17 protein-coding genes and 1 pseudogene are annotated in these 18,000 nt (G+C 46.5%); all 18 read right to left on the bottom strand.

Features of this window, described 5'->3' with window-relative positions:
* Positions 1-132: 132 nt before the first annotated feature.
* On the bottom strand, positions 133-1,125 hold the full coding sequence (locus NSQ68_RS11180; RefSeq protein WP_029519132.1) for a cation diffusion facilitator family transporter: 993 nt from the start codon (positions 1,123-1,125) through the stop codon (positions 133-135).
* Positions 1,126-1,374: 249 nt separating this feature from the next.
* The gene (rpsN, locus tag NSQ68_RS11175) at positions 1,375-1,644 is read right to left on the bottom strand and encodes a 30S ribosomal protein S14 (RefSeq protein ID WP_029519131.1); all 270 of its coding nucleotides are present in this window, start codon (positions 1,642-1,644) and stop codon (positions 1,375-1,377) included.
* Positions 1,645-1,910: 266 nt separating this feature from the next.
* Entirely contained in the window at positions 1,911-2,879 is a 969-nt protein-coding gene (locus NSQ68_RS11170) for an oligopeptide/dipeptide ABC transporter ATP-binding protein (protein ID WP_069010207.1), read from the bottom strand.
* Complete coding sequence (locus tag NSQ68_RS11165; protein WP_340932056.1) at positions 2,872-3,855, bottom strand: ABC transporter ATP-binding protein; 984 nt, start codon at positions 3,853-3,855, stop codon at positions 2,872-2,874. The genes NSQ68_RS11170 and NSQ68_RS11165 overlap by 8 nt, the downstream gene beginning before the upstream one ends.
* A 13-nt stretch (positions 3,856-3,868) precedes the next feature.
* Positions 3,869-4,795 (bottom strand): oligopeptide ABC transporter permease, encoded by a 927-nt coding sequence (gene opp4C, locus NSQ68_RS11160; RefSeq protein WP_029519128.1) that lies wholly within the window; start codon positions 4,793-4,795, stop codon positions 3,869-3,871.
* 15 nt (positions 4,796-4,810) lie between these two features.
* Positions 4,811-5,764: an ABC transporter permease gene (locus NSQ68_RS11155; RefSeq protein ID WP_342428839.1), complete on the bottom strand. Its 954-nt coding sequence runs from the start codon at positions 5,762-5,764 to the stop codon at positions 4,811-4,813.
* A gap of 107 nt (positions 5,765-5,871) precedes the next feature.
* The gene (locus NSQ68_RS11150) at positions 5,872-7,596 is read right to left on the bottom strand and encodes an ABC transporter substrate-binding protein (RefSeq protein ID WP_342428838.1); all 1,725 of its coding nucleotides are present in this window, start codon (positions 7,594-7,596) and stop codon (positions 5,872-5,874) included.
* A 198-nt stretch (positions 7,597-7,794) separates the two neighbouring features.
* On the bottom strand, positions 7,795-8,730 hold the full coding sequence (locus NSQ68_RS11145) for an ArsR family transcriptional regulator (protein WP_029519125.1): 936 nt from the start codon (positions 8,728-8,730) through the stop codon (positions 7,795-7,797).
* 250 nt (positions 8,731-8,980) lie between these two features.
* A pseudogene (locus NSQ68_RS11140) lies at positions 8,981-9,526 on the bottom strand (discoidin domain-containing protein); the annotation flags it as partial.
* An 8-nt stretch (positions 9,527-9,534) separates the two neighbouring features.
* Positions 9,535-10,692, bottom strand: coding sequence for an amidohydrolase (locus tag NSQ68_RS11135; protein ID WP_340932053.1), 1,158 nt, complete (start codon positions 10,690-10,692; stop codon positions 9,535-9,537).
* A 56-nt stretch (positions 10,693-10,748) separates the two neighbouring features.
* Positions 10,749-11,765 (bottom strand): LLM class flavin-dependent oxidoreductase, encoded by a 1,017-nt coding sequence (locus tag NSQ68_RS11130; protein ID WP_165147282.1) that lies wholly within the window; start codon positions 11,763-11,765, stop codon positions 10,749-10,751.
* 15 nt (positions 11,766-11,780) lie between these two features.
* The gene (locus NSQ68_RS11125) at positions 11,781-12,533 is read right to left on the bottom strand and encodes an amino acid ABC transporter ATP-binding protein (protein WP_029519121.1); all 753 of its coding nucleotides are present in this window, start codon (positions 12,531-12,533) and stop codon (positions 11,781-11,783) included.
* Positions 12,530-13,240, bottom strand: a complete 711-nt coding sequence (locus NSQ68_RS11120) for an amino acid ABC transporter permease (protein ID WP_029519120.1) — start codon at positions 13,238-13,240, stop codon at positions 12,530-12,532. Before NSQ68_RS11120 ends, NSQ68_RS11125 begins: the two co-directional genes overlap by 4 nt.
* Positions 13,237-14,016, bottom strand: a complete 780-nt coding sequence (locus NSQ68_RS11115) for an amino acid ABC transporter permease (RefSeq protein ID WP_342428837.1) — start codon at positions 14,014-14,016, stop codon at positions 13,237-13,239. Before NSQ68_RS11115 ends, NSQ68_RS11120 begins: the two co-directional genes overlap by 4 nt.
* Positions 14,017-14,092: 76 nt before the next feature.
* Positions 14,093-14,944: a transporter substrate-binding domain-containing protein gene (locus NSQ68_RS11110; protein WP_342428836.1), complete on the bottom strand. Its 852-nt coding sequence runs from the start codon at positions 14,942-14,944 to the stop codon at positions 14,093-14,095.
* A 160-nt stretch (positions 14,945-15,104) separates the two neighbouring features.
* Positions 15,105-15,995 carry a LysR family transcriptional regulator gene (locus NSQ68_RS11105; RefSeq protein ID WP_342428835.1) on the bottom strand — a complete coding sequence of 297 codons (891 nt, stop codon included), beginning with the start codon at positions 15,993-15,995 and terminating at the stop codon, positions 15,105-15,107.
* Positions 15,996-16,103: 108 nt separating this feature from the next.
* A complete protein-coding gene (gene ssuE, locus NSQ68_RS11100) occupies positions 16,104-16,634 on the bottom strand; it encodes an NADPH-dependent FMN reductase (RefSeq protein WP_342428834.1) in 531 nt (176 codons plus the stop codon).
* Between the two features lie 17 nt (positions 16,635-16,651).
* Positions 16,652-17,992 carry an LLM class flavin-dependent oxidoreductase gene (locus tag NSQ68_RS11095; protein WP_342428833.1) on the bottom strand — a complete coding sequence of 447 codons (1,341 nt, stop codon included), beginning with the start codon at positions 17,990-17,992 and terminating at the stop codon, positions 16,652-16,654.
* Positions 17,993-18,000 lie beyond the last annotated feature (8 nt).

Here is an 18,000-nt window from a genome sequence, read left to right as displayed (position 1 = left end):
CTAAATTCAAAGGGGTAGAAAAACAATACCGCAAAACACAAAAGAACCTCCACGCCACGTTGCTGTAGTCATGGAAGTTCTTGTTCTACTCTTTTGCCAGACTGAGTCCAGATTGGCCTGGATTTATCGTTTCTAGACCTTTGGCTTTTCTGGTTTCCAGTTTTTAATTCCGTCATCCTCCAGAATACCCAGTGCTGCATCTGAGATATTAGGATCACGTAGCAAAGCGTCCTCGACTCTAAATTTAATATCGTCAGCATCTGCCAGCGTCATGCCCGGTGTAAGCTCAATCAACCCTTCCACGTGATAGTAGCGTCCTTCCTGCAAAATACGCATTTGATAAATATCCGTAACATGTGTGTCTGCTAGAATAATGGAAGCCACACGTTCCTCGATATCAGGAGGAGCAGATACACCGATCAAACCTACCATGTTGTCGTAACCGACCCGGAAAGCAACACCGACCATCAGACAACCGATGAGAATACTTGAAATACCGTCCAACAGTTTAAAATCGGTCAGCGATGTGACCACCACTGCTAGCAGGGCGAGTACTCCCCCCGTTGTTGCTACCAAATCTTCATAAAATACCAGACGGGTTGGCGGTGCAGCACGCCCCACGTGGCGGAACGCAGTGGTGAAAATGCTTAGCCCCTTCGCTTCTACTCTGGATTCATGCAGCACTTCTTTCATCGCTTTGCTCCATACAAATCCGTCCACCACTAGTGACAAAATCAGCACTACTACATTAATCCAAAATCCATGTGTAGATTCAGCCGGATGCTGAAGCAAATGAATGCCTTCCAATGCGGTTTCATAGGCCATGATCGTTACGACAATAACGGCAACCATACAGAACAGGTTAATCACCCGTCCAAAGCCGGTAGGAAAGCGTTTTGTCGGTTTTTTCTCTGCTAGTACACTGCCCGCGAACACAAACATTTGATTCACTGCATCCGCAATGGAATGCATCATCGTAGCAAACATAGAACCACTACCTGTCAAGGCAAAAGCAATCCCCTTAATCAAGGCAATGCCGGTATTACCTAACGCCGCTGAGCCCGAAGATTTGTTTCCTTTTTTGACCATACTCCAAAAGGAGTCCTCTTTCTGTTTCACTTCCATCTTGTAGCTCCTCCTGAGGTATACATAATCTGTTATATCATCGTTTGTTATGTATTATTTTTAACCCGTCCATATTCTACCTAACCAGCTGAGGAGAATCAATACAAACGATAATATTTTCCATGGAAAAGGAATGCCCCATGTCACCCTACGACATGAAGCATTCCCGTTACAGCCTTCTATCAGACATACCCTCAGGTTAACAACACAGATAATCTACATGCGCTGGCGATCAACATAAGTGCCTGTTTACCAGCTTGATTTCGTAATGCCTGGAATTTGGCCTTGATGTGCCAACTCGCGGAACGCGATACGAGACAGCTTGAATTTGCGCAAGTATCCTCTGGGTCTTCCTGTCAGCTCACAACGGCTTTTCAGGCGTGTTGGAGATGAGTCACGCGGAAGCTTTTGCAAAGCTTCGTAGTCCCCTTTTGCTTTCAATTCACGTCTCAGGTCCGCATATTTAGCTACAATTTCCTGGCGTTTCTTCTCTTTTACGACTTTTGACTTCTTGGCCATGTAAAGCTCCTCCTTGTGTTATATGCCAATCATGAAGGTTCACCATCACTACCACGAGATTGATGAACACGGATATGAACATGATTTCACATCATAAATAGTAATAATTACGATTACTATTTAATATAACGCTGCTCCAAGCGTGTTGTCAACCCAAGCGGTTTGAATCACAACAACATTAAAAAGCCGTTGAAACAGTAGACCCCTTTCACTCTTGTGATCGGTCTGCCGTTTCAACGGCTTTAAAATTTGTTGACTAGCTCTGTTCATTCAGCCAAATGGCAAGCTACCCAGTGATCTGGACGTGCCTCACGATAGAGTGGAATCTCTTTAGAACAACGCCCGATGGCAAAGGGGCAGCGAGTATGGAATTTGCAGCCCGAAGGCGGATTAACCGGACTAGGAATATCCCCCTTGAGCAAAATTCGTTCTCTTTTCAACTTCGGCACCGGAATAGGCACAGCCGACAGCAACGCCTTCGTATACGGATGCAGCGGATTGCCGAATAACTCGTCACGCGAAGCTGTTTCGACCATAGAGCCTAGATACATCACGCCAATACGGGAACACAAATGTTCCACCACGCTCAAATCATGCGAGATGAACAAATATGTCAAACCGCGTTCGGCCTGCAATTTGGCGAATAGGTTAATAATCTGCGCCTGTATGGACACATCCAGCGCTGATACCGGCTCATCAGCGATAATTAGATCCGGCTGAAGCGCCAACGCTCGGGCAATGCCGATCCGTTGACGTTGACCTCCCGAAAATTCATGGGGGAAACGGTCGATATGATATTCGGACAATCCACATAGCTTGAGCACGTCCAGCACAATCTGCCGGACCTCCTCTTTGGTAGCTATACCGTGATCCAGTAGCGCCTCACCAATGGCATCACCAATCCGTACACGCGGATTCAGCGAGCTATACGGGTCTTGAAAGATCAGCTGAATTTTAGGACGAAGCTCCTGCATCGCTTTGGCAGACAAGCTGTGCAGATCCACCCCTTTGTATTTTACGGTACCGTCCGTTTTATCCGTCAATCTAACAATCGTGCGGCCCACCGTGCTTTTACCGCTCCCCGATTCCCCTACCAACCCGAAGGTTTCACCCTGACGGATTGTAAAGCTGATATCGTCTACCGCCCGCACATGTCCTGAAGTACGGTTCATAAACCCGGACTTCACGGGAAAGTATGTTTTTAAGCGGTCTATTTCCAACAATGGCTCAGCCATGAACAACCGCCTCCTCATATAGCCAGCAGGATGCTTTCTGCTGAGCTGAAACTTCTTTTAATGTAGGCTCTTTTATACGGCAAATGTCCATGCAATACCCACAGCGGTCGTGAAAATAACAGGAAGTCGTCAGCTCCAGCGGATTAGGTACCTGCCCGGGGATGGAATACAGTTCCTCTTGGCGCTGATTAAGCACCGGTTTGGACTTTAGTAACCCCTGTGTATAAGGATGCTTGGGATGATTGAACAGCTGTACCACCTCGCCTTCCTCGACGATCTTGCCTGCATACATCACTATGACGTAATCAGCCATTTCGGCGACAACACCCAGATCATGAGTGATTAGCATGAGCGACATATTGGATTGGGCTTTAAATTCACGCAGCATATCGAGAATCTGCGCCTGAATCGTTACATCCAGCGCTGTGGTTGGCTCATCCGCGATAAGCAGCTTGGGACTGCAAGAAACAGCAATGGCAATCATAATGCGCTGCAGCATTCCTCCGCTCAGTTCATGCGGATAGCTTTTTAATATCTGCTCCGGTCGGGATATACCGACCTGTTCGATCAGCTCCAGTGCTCGCTTACGAGCTTCCTTACGGCCTATTTTCAAATGCTCAATCAGTGGTTCGGATAGCTGTTCACCAATGGTCATGACTGGATTCAATGAAGACATCGGCTCCTGAAAGATCATGGATATTTCATGCCCGCGAATCGTGCGCATCTCATTTCTGCTAAGCTCTAGCAGATCGGTTTCCTCAAAACGGATGTTGCCGCCTGCTACTTTACCACCAGGACTCTGGATAAGACCCATGATCGACATCGCAGTAATACTTTTACCGCAGCCCGATTCACCGACAATGCATACCGTTTCTCCCGGCTTCACACGGAAGCTGATATCATCCACCGCTTTAACCGTTCCTTCTTCTGTATAAAAATGAGTGCTTAAATGTTCAATGGAAAGTAAATTGTCCATGGTGTATGATCACCTACCTCTTATGTTTCGGGTCAAGTACATCCCGCAGTCCGTCACCAAAAATATTAATAGCGATGACTGTAGCAAAAATAGACAGTCCTGGCGGTATCCACAACCACGGTCGTTGCTGAAAATCCAGCACATTGTTAGCGGCATCAATCATATTGCCCCAAGTTGGTGTCGTGGGTAGCACGCCAAGACCAAAGAAGCTGAGTACAGATTCACTCAAGATAGCTCCGCCAATATTCAATGTAGCGATAACGATCAACAACGGTAAAATATTCGGCAACAGATGCTTGAACAGCTTTCGACGATTCGAGAGTCCCAGTACCGTCGCGGCTTGCATAAATTCACGTTCCCGCAAACTAAGCATCTGGCCCCTCACCATCCGTGCAATCCCCGGCCAGTTGACCAGACTAAGCATCAGCATGACAATATACATCCGTTGATCGGGTGGAACCTTCCAGTCAGATAGCAGCGCGCCCATAATAAATAGCAGGGGCAAACTGGGAATTGTCAGCAGCAAATCAGCAACGCGCATAATAATCTGATCTGCAATCCCGCGAAAATATGCGGATATGACCCCCAGCGTAGCCCCCAAAAAGACTGACAATACCATGGAAGCCAAACCCACGGTAAGAGAAATTTGACCTGCCTGCATCACACGTGTCAGCACATCCCGTCCCAGCTTGTCTGTTCCTAACCAGTGATGGATATTTGGCGCCTTGTTCATCATTAATATATTTGTTTTATTATCGGAATAAGGAGAAAATAACGGGCCGATAAAACAGAGCAAAAACATAAATACCACGACGAGCAGACCAGCCATAGCAAGCTTGTTTCTGAACAGCTGCCGGAGCGCTTGCTGCCACATTGAAGATTTAACAGTTGCTTGCAGTCTGCCGTTGCTCTTGCTCAAATTACTGCTCACGGATGACATTCCTTAGCCCCCTTCTTACACTTTCACACGCGGGTCCGCGATGCGATATAAAATATCGGACAATAGTGTCCCGATCACGCTCAATAGGGCAATTAGCATCGTAAAGCCCATAAGTAGCGGATAATCCCGGAGCGAAAAGGATTGCATGTACAACTGACCGATTCCCGGCCAATTAAAAATCTTTTCAATAATCAGGGACCCGCCAAACAGCGCAGGTAATTCGAAGCCAACGAGCGTAATGGCAGGCAGTAATGCATTTCTCAATGCGTGCGTAAAAAGTACCTTTCTTTCCTTTAAGCCCTTTGCACGGGCTGTGCGTATATAATCCTGCTGGATCACGTCGATCATATTGCTACGGAAGTAGCGGGTCAACGACCCCAGTCCCAGCAGCGTCATAACGATCACTGGCAAGGTCATATGCTGGAGAACCTCCTTCACATACTCCATACCTGTAGCGTTACTGCCCGTATTGAGCATGCCACCGGGTGGCAACCACTTCAGGTCAACCGCTGCGATTTTAATCAGATACAGCCCGATAAAAAAAGAGGGCACAGACATGGCAGCGAAAATCACTATCATTACCAAAGTATCAAACCATGAATACTGCTTATAAGCAGCAACCACACCAATAATGACCGCGATAAACCAGGTCAGGAAGGTCGATATAACGGCCAGCAAAAACGAGTTCCAGATATATTCATTAAATAAGGTCAGAACCGGCTTCTGCTGGGCAAGCGAATAGCCAAAATTGCCATGCAGCGCATTGCCTAGCCAATTTCCATAGCGTTCAAGAATAGGCTTATTGAGGCCGTAAATTTCCCTCAGCTCCGCCTTTCTCTCTGGCGACAGCTTCAGATTGCCGCTAATGAAATCTCCCGGTGTCATGGCATACAGGAAAAAAATCATCATCGATGCGGCCAACAAAATAATAACCATATACGTCAGTCTTTTCGTTAAAAACGAGCTCATGACAGACTCCTTTCAATTCAAGGTCAGGCTACTCATTACGTTTCCCCCATTTGGGAGGCCCCTTGATCCGAACCTGATGTTCTTCACAAGGGGCCCGCAAATGTGGCTTATTTAAGGGACCATTCGAACAAATTACCAGACAAGCCAATGAACGGACTGACCTTTACATGTTCCATCCGACCATTGTAGGCATACACCGTCTTCTTATAGTTGGTAAAAATAACGGGCAGTTCATCGTTTAGCAGCACATATAATTCTTTATATATTTTCTTGCGTTCTTCCATATTCGTCGTAGACAAGCCTTTTTCATATAGCTCTTTTACCTTTGGATTGTTATATCCCTTGACTTCTCCATTGACGAATTGCTCGATTCCATCCGATGGATCTGTCAGCATGCCTGTCGAGAAGGCGGCGAGATCATAATCTTTACCTTCTACTTTGGCTACCATTGCATTAAAGTCTGCAAAGATTTCCGGCTGAAGGTCAACACCAATCGCTTTGTAATTTTCAGCCGCAAGCGCAATAAAGGTGTCTGTTTCTGGACGTTTAGAGGTCAGCAGGTGAATGGTCAGCTTCTGACCGTTTTTCTCACGGATACCGTCACTACCTTCCACCCAACCCGCTTCATCCAGCAGCTTTTTCGCTTGCTCCGGGTCGTAGTTGTATGGATTGATTCCATCGGTCGTGTAAGACCAGAATATTGGGGAAGCTGGAATGTTTGCGACCGCCCCTGCTCCCTGAGCTGCGTCGACATAAATACTTTTCCGATCTAGTCCATAGGTCAATGCTTGACGAACCTTTTTATCCTTAAGCTTTTCATTTTCAAGATTTACTTGCAAATATCCGTAAGTGCTAGGGGTATACGGCAAAATGTTTAAAAAGCCAAGCCCTTTCAGTTTGTCAATATTTTCCTGAGTTGCGGTGAAGGATGCAAAGTCGGTATCGCCCGTTTCAATAAACTGCCAAGCATCGCCTTCTGCTGTTTTGTAAATGAAATGCTGTGTTTTCGGCTTGCCTTTGAAAAAGTGATCATTCGCCTCCAGACGAACTTCTTGCCCCGGAATAAATTTTTCCAGCTTATAAGCCCCATTCCCCAGAGGACTACTATGTAGATTCTTAAAATAATCCAGCTGTCCAAACTTATAATCCTTGCCGTAGTAGGCTTTGGACAGTACATATTCACCCAGAATCGGCAGAGCCAACGCGTTAGGTTTTTCCAACGTCGCAGAAATGGTCTGCGCATCAATTACCTTGATTCCTGCAATTTGTTTTGCCTTGCCTTCCGTATAGGCGTTGCCGCCTTTAATGTTCAGCTTTCGGATTTGACTGTCGCCAGGATAGGCTTTGTCATAGATCAACGTCCAAGTAAAAGCGACATCTTCTGCTGTCAAAGGGGAGCCATCACTGAATTTAGTACCGGGAACCAGATGAAATGTATACGTTAGATTATCTTTAGAAATATCCCAGCTCTTAGCCAGATTGGGCAGCGGAAGCCCCTTCTCGTCTACTGTGACCAGCGGAGTCCACAATTGCGAAATCACGTTGCCGTCATAGCCGCTTTGGTTAAAATACGGAGTAAACACCCCGGCTGGGTCAGTCAGACCCACAATAATCGTGTCGCTTCTCTTTTTGGACACTTCCGGCAATTTGGACATATCAGAAGCCTTTACCAAACTTGTTAATGGCTGCGTTGTAGTAGCTGTCTGTGTGTCCCCATTATTTTGGGCAGTAGCATTGTTGGAGCTGTCCGGTCCACCGTTAGAGCAAGCCGCCAGCAAAATAGAGCTCGCCAGAAGTAGACTGCTAAGTAAAATAATACTCTTTTTCAACATAATCCCCCCGAGTTAAATTATTAAATTCCGATAGAACAAGTTGTAATTAAGAAGATAAACCTCATTATAGGAATTTATTGGGGTTCTGTAAAGGGAGAACTACATTTTTTATGTAAAAAAAAGACGTCAACTCATCTGGATTCCAAATGATCGACGTCTATTTGTTTAAAGTGTTAAAGTCTGACGGGTGCGTGCAGCCTAATTTCGCTCCATATAGCCAAAAATGCTCCGATGCATTTCATCCACAGCCGAAAGCCGTGCGCTATATCCGAGTAATGTTTCTCCATCAAAATGTGCATGAATGAAGCCGGAGGCCCGGAGCTTAAAAATATGGTCGTGCGTGATTCCCTTGGACAGCTTGAGATGACGGACAATCTCAATAAAGGTTCGTGGAGACTGGCTTTGATACAAATATTTTAAAATCCTAAGCCTGCTCTTCTCCCCCAAGCTTCGGATCATTCGATATTCCTGTGGGGATAAAAAATCTTCCTCCTGAACATAAATTCCTGCCGAGTAATGGCATAACAGGAGCGACCCAAATCGATAAATAATATTTATCGGCTGAAAATGGTATTGAGGCACCAGCAACACGCGCGTCAGTCCCTCGGAAGGCTCGAACCGGAAGCCATTAGTGGTACGATCCACCCACTCCATAGAGCTATAAACGCCCTTCTCCTTATTTCTTCGTTCAGCTTCCTGTTCCAGACCGCTTAGAATACTTATATCCACATGGCGAAAATACTCTTCGTCCCAGCCAGATAGCAGTTGCAAAGCAAGTTTGCGAAGCTTCTCCATGTCGTCAGGCAGCGGAATCCCATAGGCTGATGCCTGTTGTTTTAATTCCTGTAAAGTCTGGCTTTCCAAACGGTCTACGACCTCTTCAACGCCCCCCTGATCAGAAAGCATATAGACAAGTCCATAAATAACCTTCCAATCTGCATTGATTTCCATGGACTCCAGCAATTCGGACAAACCTGGAGACAGCGTTCCACTCACTTGCTCCGCCCATCCGGCTGATAAGTCGGTCTTCTTGTAAGCCTTGCGGCAAATAAAGGTGTGTAAGCTGCTGAGCAGCTCAAACACCGGTCCATATGCTACATGTACATCGTAAGGAGCATTCACGTCGTGACTCATCGCTTTCTGTCCTCTTTTCTATCATATCTGATGTCCATTATACATACTATCGTACACCCATTCATTCTTAGTGAGCCATTCGTACGAGAATTTAGCAAAACACAGACACAAATATGAAGGAAACAAGCGCTATAATCAAAGCGCAAAAAAAGCCTGATCTCACCAGACTTTAACTGTTCAGCTATGAATTCAAAAAGGTTGTCTCCCACAAATATCGCAGGAGACAACCTTGGGTCAAATAGTATAATGTTTAAAGTTTGTTAGCTGCTACTTTCCACTCTAAAATTCCTGTGGATGCTGAACCTTTGGATACCATTTCAATTCTTAATTTCGTTGTTTTTACAGGCGTAAAAGTAGTTGTATTATACTGGTCTGCCGAAGCACCCAATCCATTAGCCTGCTTGACATTGGACCAGCTGCGACCATTCCAATACTTAATCTTGTAAGACTTAGGAACATCAATGCCACCGCCATCTTTAAACCAATAGACATCCGTTTGGGATACCGTATATTCTTGATCAAAATCATATTGGACCCATTGTGTACCTGTCTCAGGCCAAAATGAAAAAACCGTTTATTCACTGAATCAATTCCATCGCAGAATTTGATTTTGGAATAAACGGCTCTATTTATAAGCTTTTTCACACTACTCTAGTAATTTTTTAGCGGGTAGGAAAACGAGAGGTATCCTTCTTAACCTAGCTCCAGGTATAACGCAACATCCAGGTATCCACTCTGTTATTTTGGGAGAATTCCCGGCCCACATAATAGTTGGCACAGGAAAACCACCGCTAGGCTCATGCTCTACTCTATGGATATCAATGCTGATTCAGCCAGTGAAGCCAGTAGCTTCGCTGTTCCCGGCAACGCACGTTCGTCCAAATCAAAGGCAGGATGATGCCATTCCTGGCTTCCCTCAGTGCCGACAAAGACAAATACACCTGGGATGTTCTTCTGATAAAACCCAAAATCTTCGCTCGCCGAGGATGGTATGGGACGAACGACATCCAGACCGACCGCTTCCGCCGCCTCTTCCGCGATAGCGGCCAACTTACCGTCATTCAGAACAGGTGGCGGACCCTCGATCCAGCGGATGGTTGCTTTCGTGCTGAAAGCATCGGCAACACCTTTTACGACCTGCTCGAAGCGTTCAGTCACCTGAGCGCGAACATTCTCGTCAAATGTGCGGATTGTTCCGTCCAAATGGGCGCGGTCAGGAATGATGTTCCAGGCGTTGCCACTGTGCAGCTTCGTGACGCTAATGACCGCGATATCCAGCGGATTAACGCTCCGACTCACAATAGATTGCAGCGCCGTAATGATATGTGACGATACCACGATGGGGTCAATCCCTGCATGCGGCACTGCCGCATGTGTGCTCAGACCCTCCACCTCGATGTAAAAACCATCCGCCGCTGCCATTAGCGGACCTTCTTTGATGCCGACCGTGCCTACGGGCAGGTCTGGCTTGTTATGCAGGCCAAATATGGCGTGCACCCCTGCCAACGCACCGCTATCCAGCACTTGGGCAGCGCCTTTGGCCTTTTCCTCAGCTGGCTGGAACACCAGTCGAACCGTGCCTTTCAGCTCCTGCTCCCGCTGCTTCAGGAGTATGGCTGCTCCTAACAAGGACGCGGTATGAAAATCATGCCCACAGGCATGCATCTTGCCGGGATGCATCGAAGCATAAGGCAATCCCGTTTCCTCCTGAATAGGTAACGCATCAATGTCTGCACGAAGCGCGACAGTTGGTCCCTCCTGCCGTCCGCCAATTTCCGCTACTAATCCGGTACGCAGCGGCACATCCAGAATCGTTATGTTCTGTTCTTCCAGCAGACCACGGATAAAGGCGGTAGTTTCAACCTCCTCGTTAGATAGCTCGGGATTTCGATGAAGATGGCGGCGAATGTCCACCAGCTTCTGCTCCAAAACCTGCTCCTTCGTTCCGGTTGATCCACTCATCCCTATTCCTCCTTCGTGAACCCAAAATAGTTACAATTCTCTCAGACCAACAATTTCTAGGACTGCACAGGCAATCCGGCAAAAGCTTCATGCAACAACTCGAACGAGCGCACGCGCTTGTGTATATCTCTTATTCCTGTCGTAACGATCAGCTCATCGACCTGATACTTCGCTTGAATTTCCGTCAGGACAGCATAAATTTCGTCTTTATTCCCTTTGTTAATTTGCGCTTGTGTAGCTTCAATTGTATATTCTTCACCCGATTGCTTGCCAAACTTTTCTGCACTTTCCAACGTGCCCACCGTAGCCGTCTTGCCACTGGCCAGATGAATTTTGTACAGCTTGTGCTCCCCTGCTAACTCTGCAGCTTCCTCGGAAGTGTCCGCTACGATGACTGAAAGCGCAAAAAGAGCTTTCGGCTCACGTCCATAACTATAATCGAAAGACGCCCGATACGTACGGAATGAGTCCAATGCAACCTGCTCATTACTATTGATAAATTGCGAGAAAACGTAGGGCAACCCCAAACGCGCAGCAATTCCAGCACTGTCTGTACTTGTACCCAAAACGTAAATATCTGCCGGTGTTTCTGGAATCGGATTCGCCTGTAACCCGGCTAACGGTCCTTCTTCAGACGGAATATTATGAATATAGCGACTTACTTCATCAATTTTTTCTTCGAGAGAAGGCGCATCATGAACGTTTCGTTGTAACGCCTGTGTGGATTTCGGCAACCCGCCCGGTGCGCGTCCGATTCCCAAATCTACGCGACCCGGTGCAAGAGAGGACAGCACATTAAAGTTTTCGGCTACTTTATAAGGGCTGTAATGCTGAAGCATCACTCCACCAGAACCGACTTTAATACGCTCAGTGCGTGCCAGCAAGTGGGAAATGAGTACCTCTGGCGAAGAGCCCGCAACCTGCTCGGAATCGTGATGCTCTGATACCCAGAAGCGCGTAAAACCCAATTCCTCTACACGCTGTGCTAGCTTAATCGTATTACGAAGGGCCTGCGCTGCCGTTTCCCCCTCGTGTATAGGGCTTTGATCCAATACTCCGATTTTAATACTCATGTCTCCCTCTCCCGTCTAAATTGAATAGTTATATTCCGGTGTAATCCGTTTCAGGAATTGTTGGGTACGTTCCTCTTTGGGGTGGTTAAAAATGTCGTCCGGTGTGCCTTCCTCGATAATATGACCGCCATCCATAAATACCACATGATTTGAAACATCGCGCGCAAAGCCCATTTCATGTGTAACGACAATCATCGTAATGCCTTCCTTCGCAATCTTGCGGATCACCGACAACACCTCACCCACCAGTTCAGGGTCCAGCGCCGAAGTCGGCTCATCGAACAAAATCACTTCCGGGTTCAGCGCCAAAGCACGCGCTATGCCGACACGCTGCTGCTGCCCGCCGGATAGCTGGCTTGGATAATGATTTAGCTTTTCACCCAGACCGACCTTTTCCAGCACTTCAATGCTAATTTTTTTCGCTTCCTCCTGCTTGACCTTGCGGACAACGACAAGTCCTTCCATGACATTTTCCAGTGCTGTTTTATGCTTGAACAAATTGTATTGCTGGAAAACCATAGCCGTCTTTTGGCGTAGAGCCAAAACATCCTTCTTCGCAGGTCGCTTGCAGTTCACTGTAAAATCTCCAATGCTGACTTCCCCATCATTCGGCTTTTCCAGATAATTAATGCAGCGTAGCAGAGTCGTTTTTCCTGAACCGCTCGGGCCTAAAATAACGACGACCTCGCCTTTGTTCACGGTCAAATCAATGCCTTTAAGCACTTCATGTTTGCCGAACGACTTCGTAATATTTTGCAGACGGATCATGATGCTCGACCTCCATTAAACACATTGATTTTTTTCTCCACCAACCCAGATATTCGCTCAATCAATACCGTCAAGCCCCAAAATAGCAGTGCAGCTGCGATATATACCTCCAAATATTTCCAGTTGGTAGATGCCAGAATTTCAGCCTGTGCCTGGATTTCTGTGACAGAAACCGTGAAAGCCAAGGTAGAGCCATGAAGCATCCCAATAACGGAATTCGTCAGATTTGGCAAACTCACCACGAATGCCTGCGGAAATACAATCCGTCTCAGCACTTGCCACGTCGTCATCCCGACAGCATAAGCCGCCTCGATCTGCCCCTTGTTGACCGATTGAATTCCAGAACGGACGACCTCAGACATATACGCGCCACTGGTAATGGAAAACGAAATGAGTGCAAATACCATATAAGGAACATCTTTGGATTGCAGCGGCCAGCCGAAATGCTTCGCTCCCGCATCAATTAACAAAGGCAAACTGAAATAAATAAGCAGCAAATGCATCAGCATCGGTGTGCCACGGATAAAGGTAACGTAACCGTGGGAAACCTGGGACAACACAGGAACCTTATAGATTCGCGCCAGCGCCGTTATCATACCGATGACCAACCCTGCCAGTACAGAAACCACCGTAATCATTAAGGTGTTGGGCAACGCGGAGAACAACCCTAAAAAGGCAGTATATATAAATCCAAAATCCAGACTCATATGCCTTTACCTCCTTTACTCAGACGAGGACTTCTCAGGTAGCGCACCACAAAACTTTTTCGTTTTTCGGGTTCTTTCTGCACTTCATCCCGATGCTCATGCCGGAGAAGCGTATTTTCCAGCACCCTGAACAATTTTTGTAAAATCAGACTGATCACCAGATAAATAAGGGATAACGCGATGTAGGTTTCAACAAAATGCTGGGTAGCCGACCCTAATGTCTGTGATTTCCCTGTCATCTCCATCGCTCCGATCGTAAATGCCAGCGAAGTATCCTTCAGATTGCCAATCACCAGATTGGAAAATACCGGAACCACGACAGCCAGCGCTTGCGGCATAATGATACGTGTAAAGGTCTGATAGCCTGACATGCCGACGGACTGTGCAGCCTCGATTTGTCCCCGATCTACAGCCTCTACTCCTGACCTGATAATTTCGGAAATAAAGGCTCCACTATTGAGCGCGTAGGTTGCTACGGCAAACCACAGCACATCCCATCTGGAGGAATTGATATCCACCAGCTTTAGTAGCTCTGGCAGGCCGTAATACACCAGAAACAATTGGATTAGAATAGGTGTTCCGCGAAAAAAGGAAACATACACTTGAGAAACACGTTTAAAAAATGGAATGTTATACATGCGAGGCAGCGCAACCAACAGACCAATGATAAGCCCCAATACAAGCGAGCTTGCTACAATAAACAAGGTGATGTGTAAGTAAGACAGCATTTTCGGGATAAAGCTAAAAACATAGTCAATATTGAACTCTCTGCTCATATGCCTGCCTCCTTTCTATACATCAGCGGTCAGAATACATAGAGTACCCTGACCGCTGAAATGTCCAAGTCTATCCTTACTTCTTACTGCTGGTACCCTCCTTTTTCACATCTTCCAGAGACTTCGTGAAATCCTCTCCAAGCCATTTAATGCTCAGCTTCGACAGCGTACCATCGTCCTTCACTTCCTGAATGGCTTTGTCCAAGTCATCCGCCAACCCTTGCTCATTTTTGTTCAATACATACAGTACATCCGATTGAGTCAAAGGATCACCCACGGTTTTCAGAGCTACTTCTCCTTTTTCATCGGTGTTAAAACGGTTCGCAAAGTCTGTCGTAACAGTAGCATCTATACGGCCGCTTGTAATTTGTTGCACCGTATCATTGGCTGCACCACTCGTATAAACGATATTTAGAGCATCTCCGTGGGTTTTGTTATATTCTTTTAGCACATACGCCGCATTACTGGTTGGGCTGGTGAGTACCTTTTTCCCTTTCAAATCATCAATGGAATGAATGGTATTGTTATCCTTCGCTACAGCGACTCTGTTCAGAAAAATGCTATACGGATTTTTGTTGAACAGATACTTGGCTTCGCGCTCCGGGTTTTTTTCCATTTGATGCGATACCAGATCAATCTTGCCGGCATCGAGACTTAGCAGCAAATTTCCAAAGTCCATCGTTTTGAATTCAAACTCGTATTGAGGCAGGCGCTTGTCCAGCTCCTTAATCAGCTCCACATCAAAACCTGTTAAATTTCCGTTTTCGTCAATAAAGCATACATTTTTGAATTGAGTACCTGTGCCTACGATAATTTTCTTCACGTCTCCGCTCGAACCTGACGCGCTAGACGCGTTATCTGAGGAACCGCAGCCTGCCAACACCAGGATGATTGCCATAACAGACAATATTGCAAACCACTTTTTCATATGAATCCCCCTCATCTCTTTGTATATCAGCAGTTTGCGACATACATGGTAGCTACAACATTCAATAATTCATAATTCCTATGAGTTTAATAGGTTTTAGGATGTGACTAATTTAACACCTGGAAACCTATACGTCAATCCACCAAGCTATAGAACTTTTCTATAACAAAACAGCACCCCGGAAACCTTCTGTCAGTGCATCTGCAAAATCCGAGGTCACTGCACAGTCTTCTTTGGTCGCTATTATGCTAATCTGCATCGACACCCCAGCTACCTCTGGAACATGGATACGGAACAGTTTCTGATCTTTTACTTCACGGTTCACACAGACATCTGGCAAGAAGGCAATACCCGCTTCTTCCAATACCAGCTTTTTGGCCGTGACCACATTGTCTACCTGAAAAGCAATGTCTGGTGGCTGCTCCAGTGATTCAAAAGCGCGATGAATTCTCATCCAATCTAGTGATCCGCATTCAAAAAACACCAGTGTTTCACGTTGAATATCCTGTATGCTGGCCTTTCCTGTCTTCATAAACGGATGGCCGTCGTATACATACAGGGAAATCGGATCTTCATAAAAAGCAAGCGTACGGATAGCCGGATGCATCACTTTACGGACAAAACTAATGTCTACCTCACGGTTCAACAGTTTATGTAGCAGTTGATCCGTCGTAGCCGTCACAATTTTGTAGTTAACCTCTGGATAACGGGCACGAAGCTGCTTTAATATTTCAGGAATAATGTAGTTCGACACCGATATCGTGCAGCCAATTCGAATTTGCTGAGGGGCTTTTTTACGCTGTTGGAGCTTTTGCTTCCCTTTTTGCAGCACCTGAAGCATCTGCTCCGCATAAGGAAGAAACTTTCGTCCATCCTCCGTCAAAACCGTTTGCTTGCTTTGGCGGTCGAACAGCTTGCATCCTAGCTCGCGCTCTAGCGTCTGAATCCGGGCTGTGACAGAGGGCTGGGACAAGAACAAGGCTTCTGCCGCCTTATTAAAGCTCCCATAATGATTCACGTATACAAAGGCTTCCATATTATCGATATTCATACGCAAGTCCCCCAGTAAGTTTTATATACACTTATCCAATATGTTAACTTGGTTTTTTTGTATCATAAAACTCACTGAACGACCTGTCAATGGACATATTGAAAATATCTATAATTTTAATAGCTCATTTAGTTCTTTAACAGAACGTCCCAACCGTGCAACCAATTCTTCGGACAACCCGTACGCTCCATCTGGCAGACGTTCGACCCACTGATCCACTGCGTACACACCGCCAAGAATATGTCTTCCGCCCAATGCATTAATAACCGGCTTCAATGCATAGTCAATGACCAGCAGGTGAGCCAGTGTGCCTCCGATAAATAAAGGCAGGACCGGTTTCCCTCTTAGTCCCTCCTGCGGAACCAAATCTAGGAATGTTTTCAATAGTCCTGAATAGGACGCCTTATAGACTGGAGAAGCCACAATGACGGCATCCGCTGCTGCAATCAGCGCAAGTGATGCTGTGATGTCGGGGCTGTTAAAGTTAGTTGTGACTAGATCCTCCGCTGGCAAGTCGACCACATTCAGTAATGTGACCTCCGCTCCAGCCTGCTGCAACTGCTCCGTTGTATAGTTAATCAAGCCGTATAAACGGGATTGTGTAGACGGACTGCCTGATAGAATGACAACCTTGGACATATTTTTTCCTCCTTCTGTTATGCGTCAACCTTCACTTTGGATCTGGCTGCTGTATAGCGGTTCTCAGGAATAGGCACGCCCAGGTTTTCACGCAGTGTGCTAAATTCATAATCCTGACGGTAAATACCGCGTTCCTGCAAAATAGGCACAACCAGATTTACGAAGTCATGCAGACCCGATGGCACATCAGAACCAATGATGAATCCGTCTGCTCCTTTTCTTTCGAACCATTCCTGCACTCGATCCGCTACCTGCTCAGCGGTTCCGATAAAAGAGGTTCTCGGTGTAGCTGAACGCAACGCAACTTCGCGTAAGGTCAAATTTTGTTCCTTGGCTACTCGTTTGATTTTATCTGTACCGCTGCGGAACGCATTGCTGCCAATACCATCAAGCTCAGGGAATGGCTCATCCAGCGGATATTGTGAGAAATCATGATGATCGAAGAAACGTCCCAAATATTTTAACGCAGCCTCAATCGTCACCAGATTAGTGATCTCTTCATACTTACGTTCCGCTTCCTCCGTCGTGCTGCCAATAATCGGCGAAATGCCCGGCAAAATGACAATATCCTCTTCGGATCTACCATAACGTACCGCACGTTCTTTCACATCACGATAAAACTGCTGCGCTTCCTCTAATGTTTCATGTCCTGTAAATACAGCATCCGCTTCCTTGGCGGCCAGGTTTTTGCCATCCTCCGAGGAACCTGCCTGGAAAATAACCGGCTGTCCCTGCTTGGATCGTCCAATGTTCAGCGGACCCTGCACAGAGAAAAACTCACCTTTATGGTTCAATGTATGCAGCTTTTCAGGATCAAAGAATACGCCGGCTTCCTTATCACGAATGAACGCATCCTCTTCCCACGAGTCCCATAGTCCTTTGGTAACCTGTAAATATTCCTCGGCGATCTTGTAGCGCTGCGGATGCGACGGGTGCTCGCCTTTACTAAAGTTAAGGGCAGAGCCTTCCAGCGGGGAAGTCACCACATTCCAGCCTGCACGACCTCCACTAATATGATCAATGGAAGAAAACTGGCGTGCTACCGTGAACGGTTCGCTATAAGAAGTCGACAGTGTGCCGACCAGCCCGATATGCTTCGTCACCCCAGCCAAAGCGGACAAAATCGTAATCGGTTCAAAACGGTTCAGAAAGTGGGGAATGGATTTTTCGTTAATGAACAAGCCATCTGCGATAAATACGAGGTCAAACTTTCCTTCCTCTGCCTTTTGCGCCTGCGTTTTATAAAATTCAAAGTTAACACTCGCGTCCGCAGGTACTTCAGGGTGACGCCAAGTTGTCATGCTTCCCCCAACACCGTGAATAATCGCACCAAATTTAATTTGTCTATTCTTAGCCATAACTCTTC

It is taken from the genome of Paenibacillus sp. FSL L8-0158, from assembly GCF_038592965.1.
Taxonomy (GTDB): domain Bacteria; phylum Bacillota; class Bacilli; order Paenibacillales; family Paenibacillaceae; genus Paenibacillus; species Paenibacillus polymyxa_D.
The sequence above is the reverse complement of the archived record's forward strand: the minus strand, read 5'-3'. Positions and strand labels throughout refer to the sequence as shown.

What these genes read in the sequence shown, in the direction of transcription:
- NSQ68_RS11180 (WP_029519132.1), bottom strand. Translation starts at nt 1,125, where the DNA reads ATGGAAGTGAAACAGAAAGAGGACTCCTTTTGGAGTATGGTCAAAAAA.
- rpsN (WP_029519131.1), bottom strand. Translation starts at nt 1,644, where the DNA reads ATGGCCAAGAAGTCAAAAGTCGTAAAAGAGAAGAAACGCCAGGAAATT.
- NSQ68_RS11170 (WP_069010207.1), bottom strand. Translation starts at nt 2,879, where the DNA reads ATGGCTGAGCCATTGTTGGAAATAGACCGCTTAAAAACATACTTTCCC.
- NSQ68_RS11165 (WP_340932056.1), bottom strand. Translation starts at nt 3,855, where the DNA reads ATGGACAATTTACTTTCCATTGAACATTTAAGCACTCATTTTTATACA.
- opp4C (WP_029519128.1), bottom strand. Translation starts at nt 4,795, where the DNA reads ATGTCATCCGTGAGCAGTAATTTGAGCAAGAGCAACGGCAGACTGCAA.
- NSQ68_RS11155 (WP_342428839.1), bottom strand. Translation starts at nt 5,764, where the DNA reads ATGAGCTCGTTTTTAACGAAAAGACTGACGTATATGGTTATTATTTTG.
- NSQ68_RS11150 (WP_342428838.1), bottom strand. Translation starts at nt 7,596, where the DNA reads ATGTTGAAAAAGAGTATTATTTTACTTAGCAGTCTACTTCTGGCGAGC.
- NSQ68_RS11145 (WP_029519125.1), bottom strand. Translation starts at nt 8,730, where the DNA reads ATGAGTCACGACGTGAATGCTCCTTACGATGTACATGTAGCATATGGA.
- NSQ68_RS11135 (WP_340932053.1), bottom strand. Translation starts at nt 10,692, where the DNA reads ATGAGTGGATCAACCGGAACGAAGGAGCAGGTTTTGGAGCAGAAGCTG.
- NSQ68_RS11130 (WP_165147282.1), bottom strand. Translation starts at nt 11,765, where the DNA reads ATGAGTATTAAAATCGGAGTATTGGATCAAAGCCCTATACACGAGGGG.
- NSQ68_RS11125 (WP_029519121.1), bottom strand. Translation starts at nt 12,533, where the DNA reads ATGATCCGTCTGCAAAATATTACGAAGTCGTTCGGCAAACATGAAGTG.
- NSQ68_RS11120 (WP_029519120.1), bottom strand. Translation starts at nt 13,240, where the DNA reads ATGAGTCTGGATTTTGGATTTATATATACTGCCTTTTTAGGGTTGTTC.
- NSQ68_RS11115 (WP_342428837.1), bottom strand. Translation starts at nt 14,016, where the DNA reads ATGAGCAGAGAGTTCAATATTGACTATGTTTTTAGCTTTATCCCGAAA.
- NSQ68_RS11110 (WP_342428836.1), bottom strand. Translation starts at nt 14,944, where the DNA reads ATGAAAAAGTGGTTTGCAATATTGTCTGTTATGGCAATCATCCTGGTG.
- NSQ68_RS11105 (WP_342428835.1), bottom strand. Translation starts at nt 15,995, where the DNA reads ATGAATATCGATAATATGGAAGCCTTTGTATACGTGAATCATTATGGG.
- ssuE (WP_342428834.1), bottom strand. Translation starts at nt 16,634, where the DNA reads ATGTCCAAGGTTGTCATTCTATCAGGCAGTCCGTCTACACAATCCCGT.
- NSQ68_RS11095 (WP_342428833.1), bottom strand. Translation starts at nt 17,992, where the DNA reads ATGGCTAAGAATAGACAAATTAAATTTGGTGCGATTATTCACGGTGTT.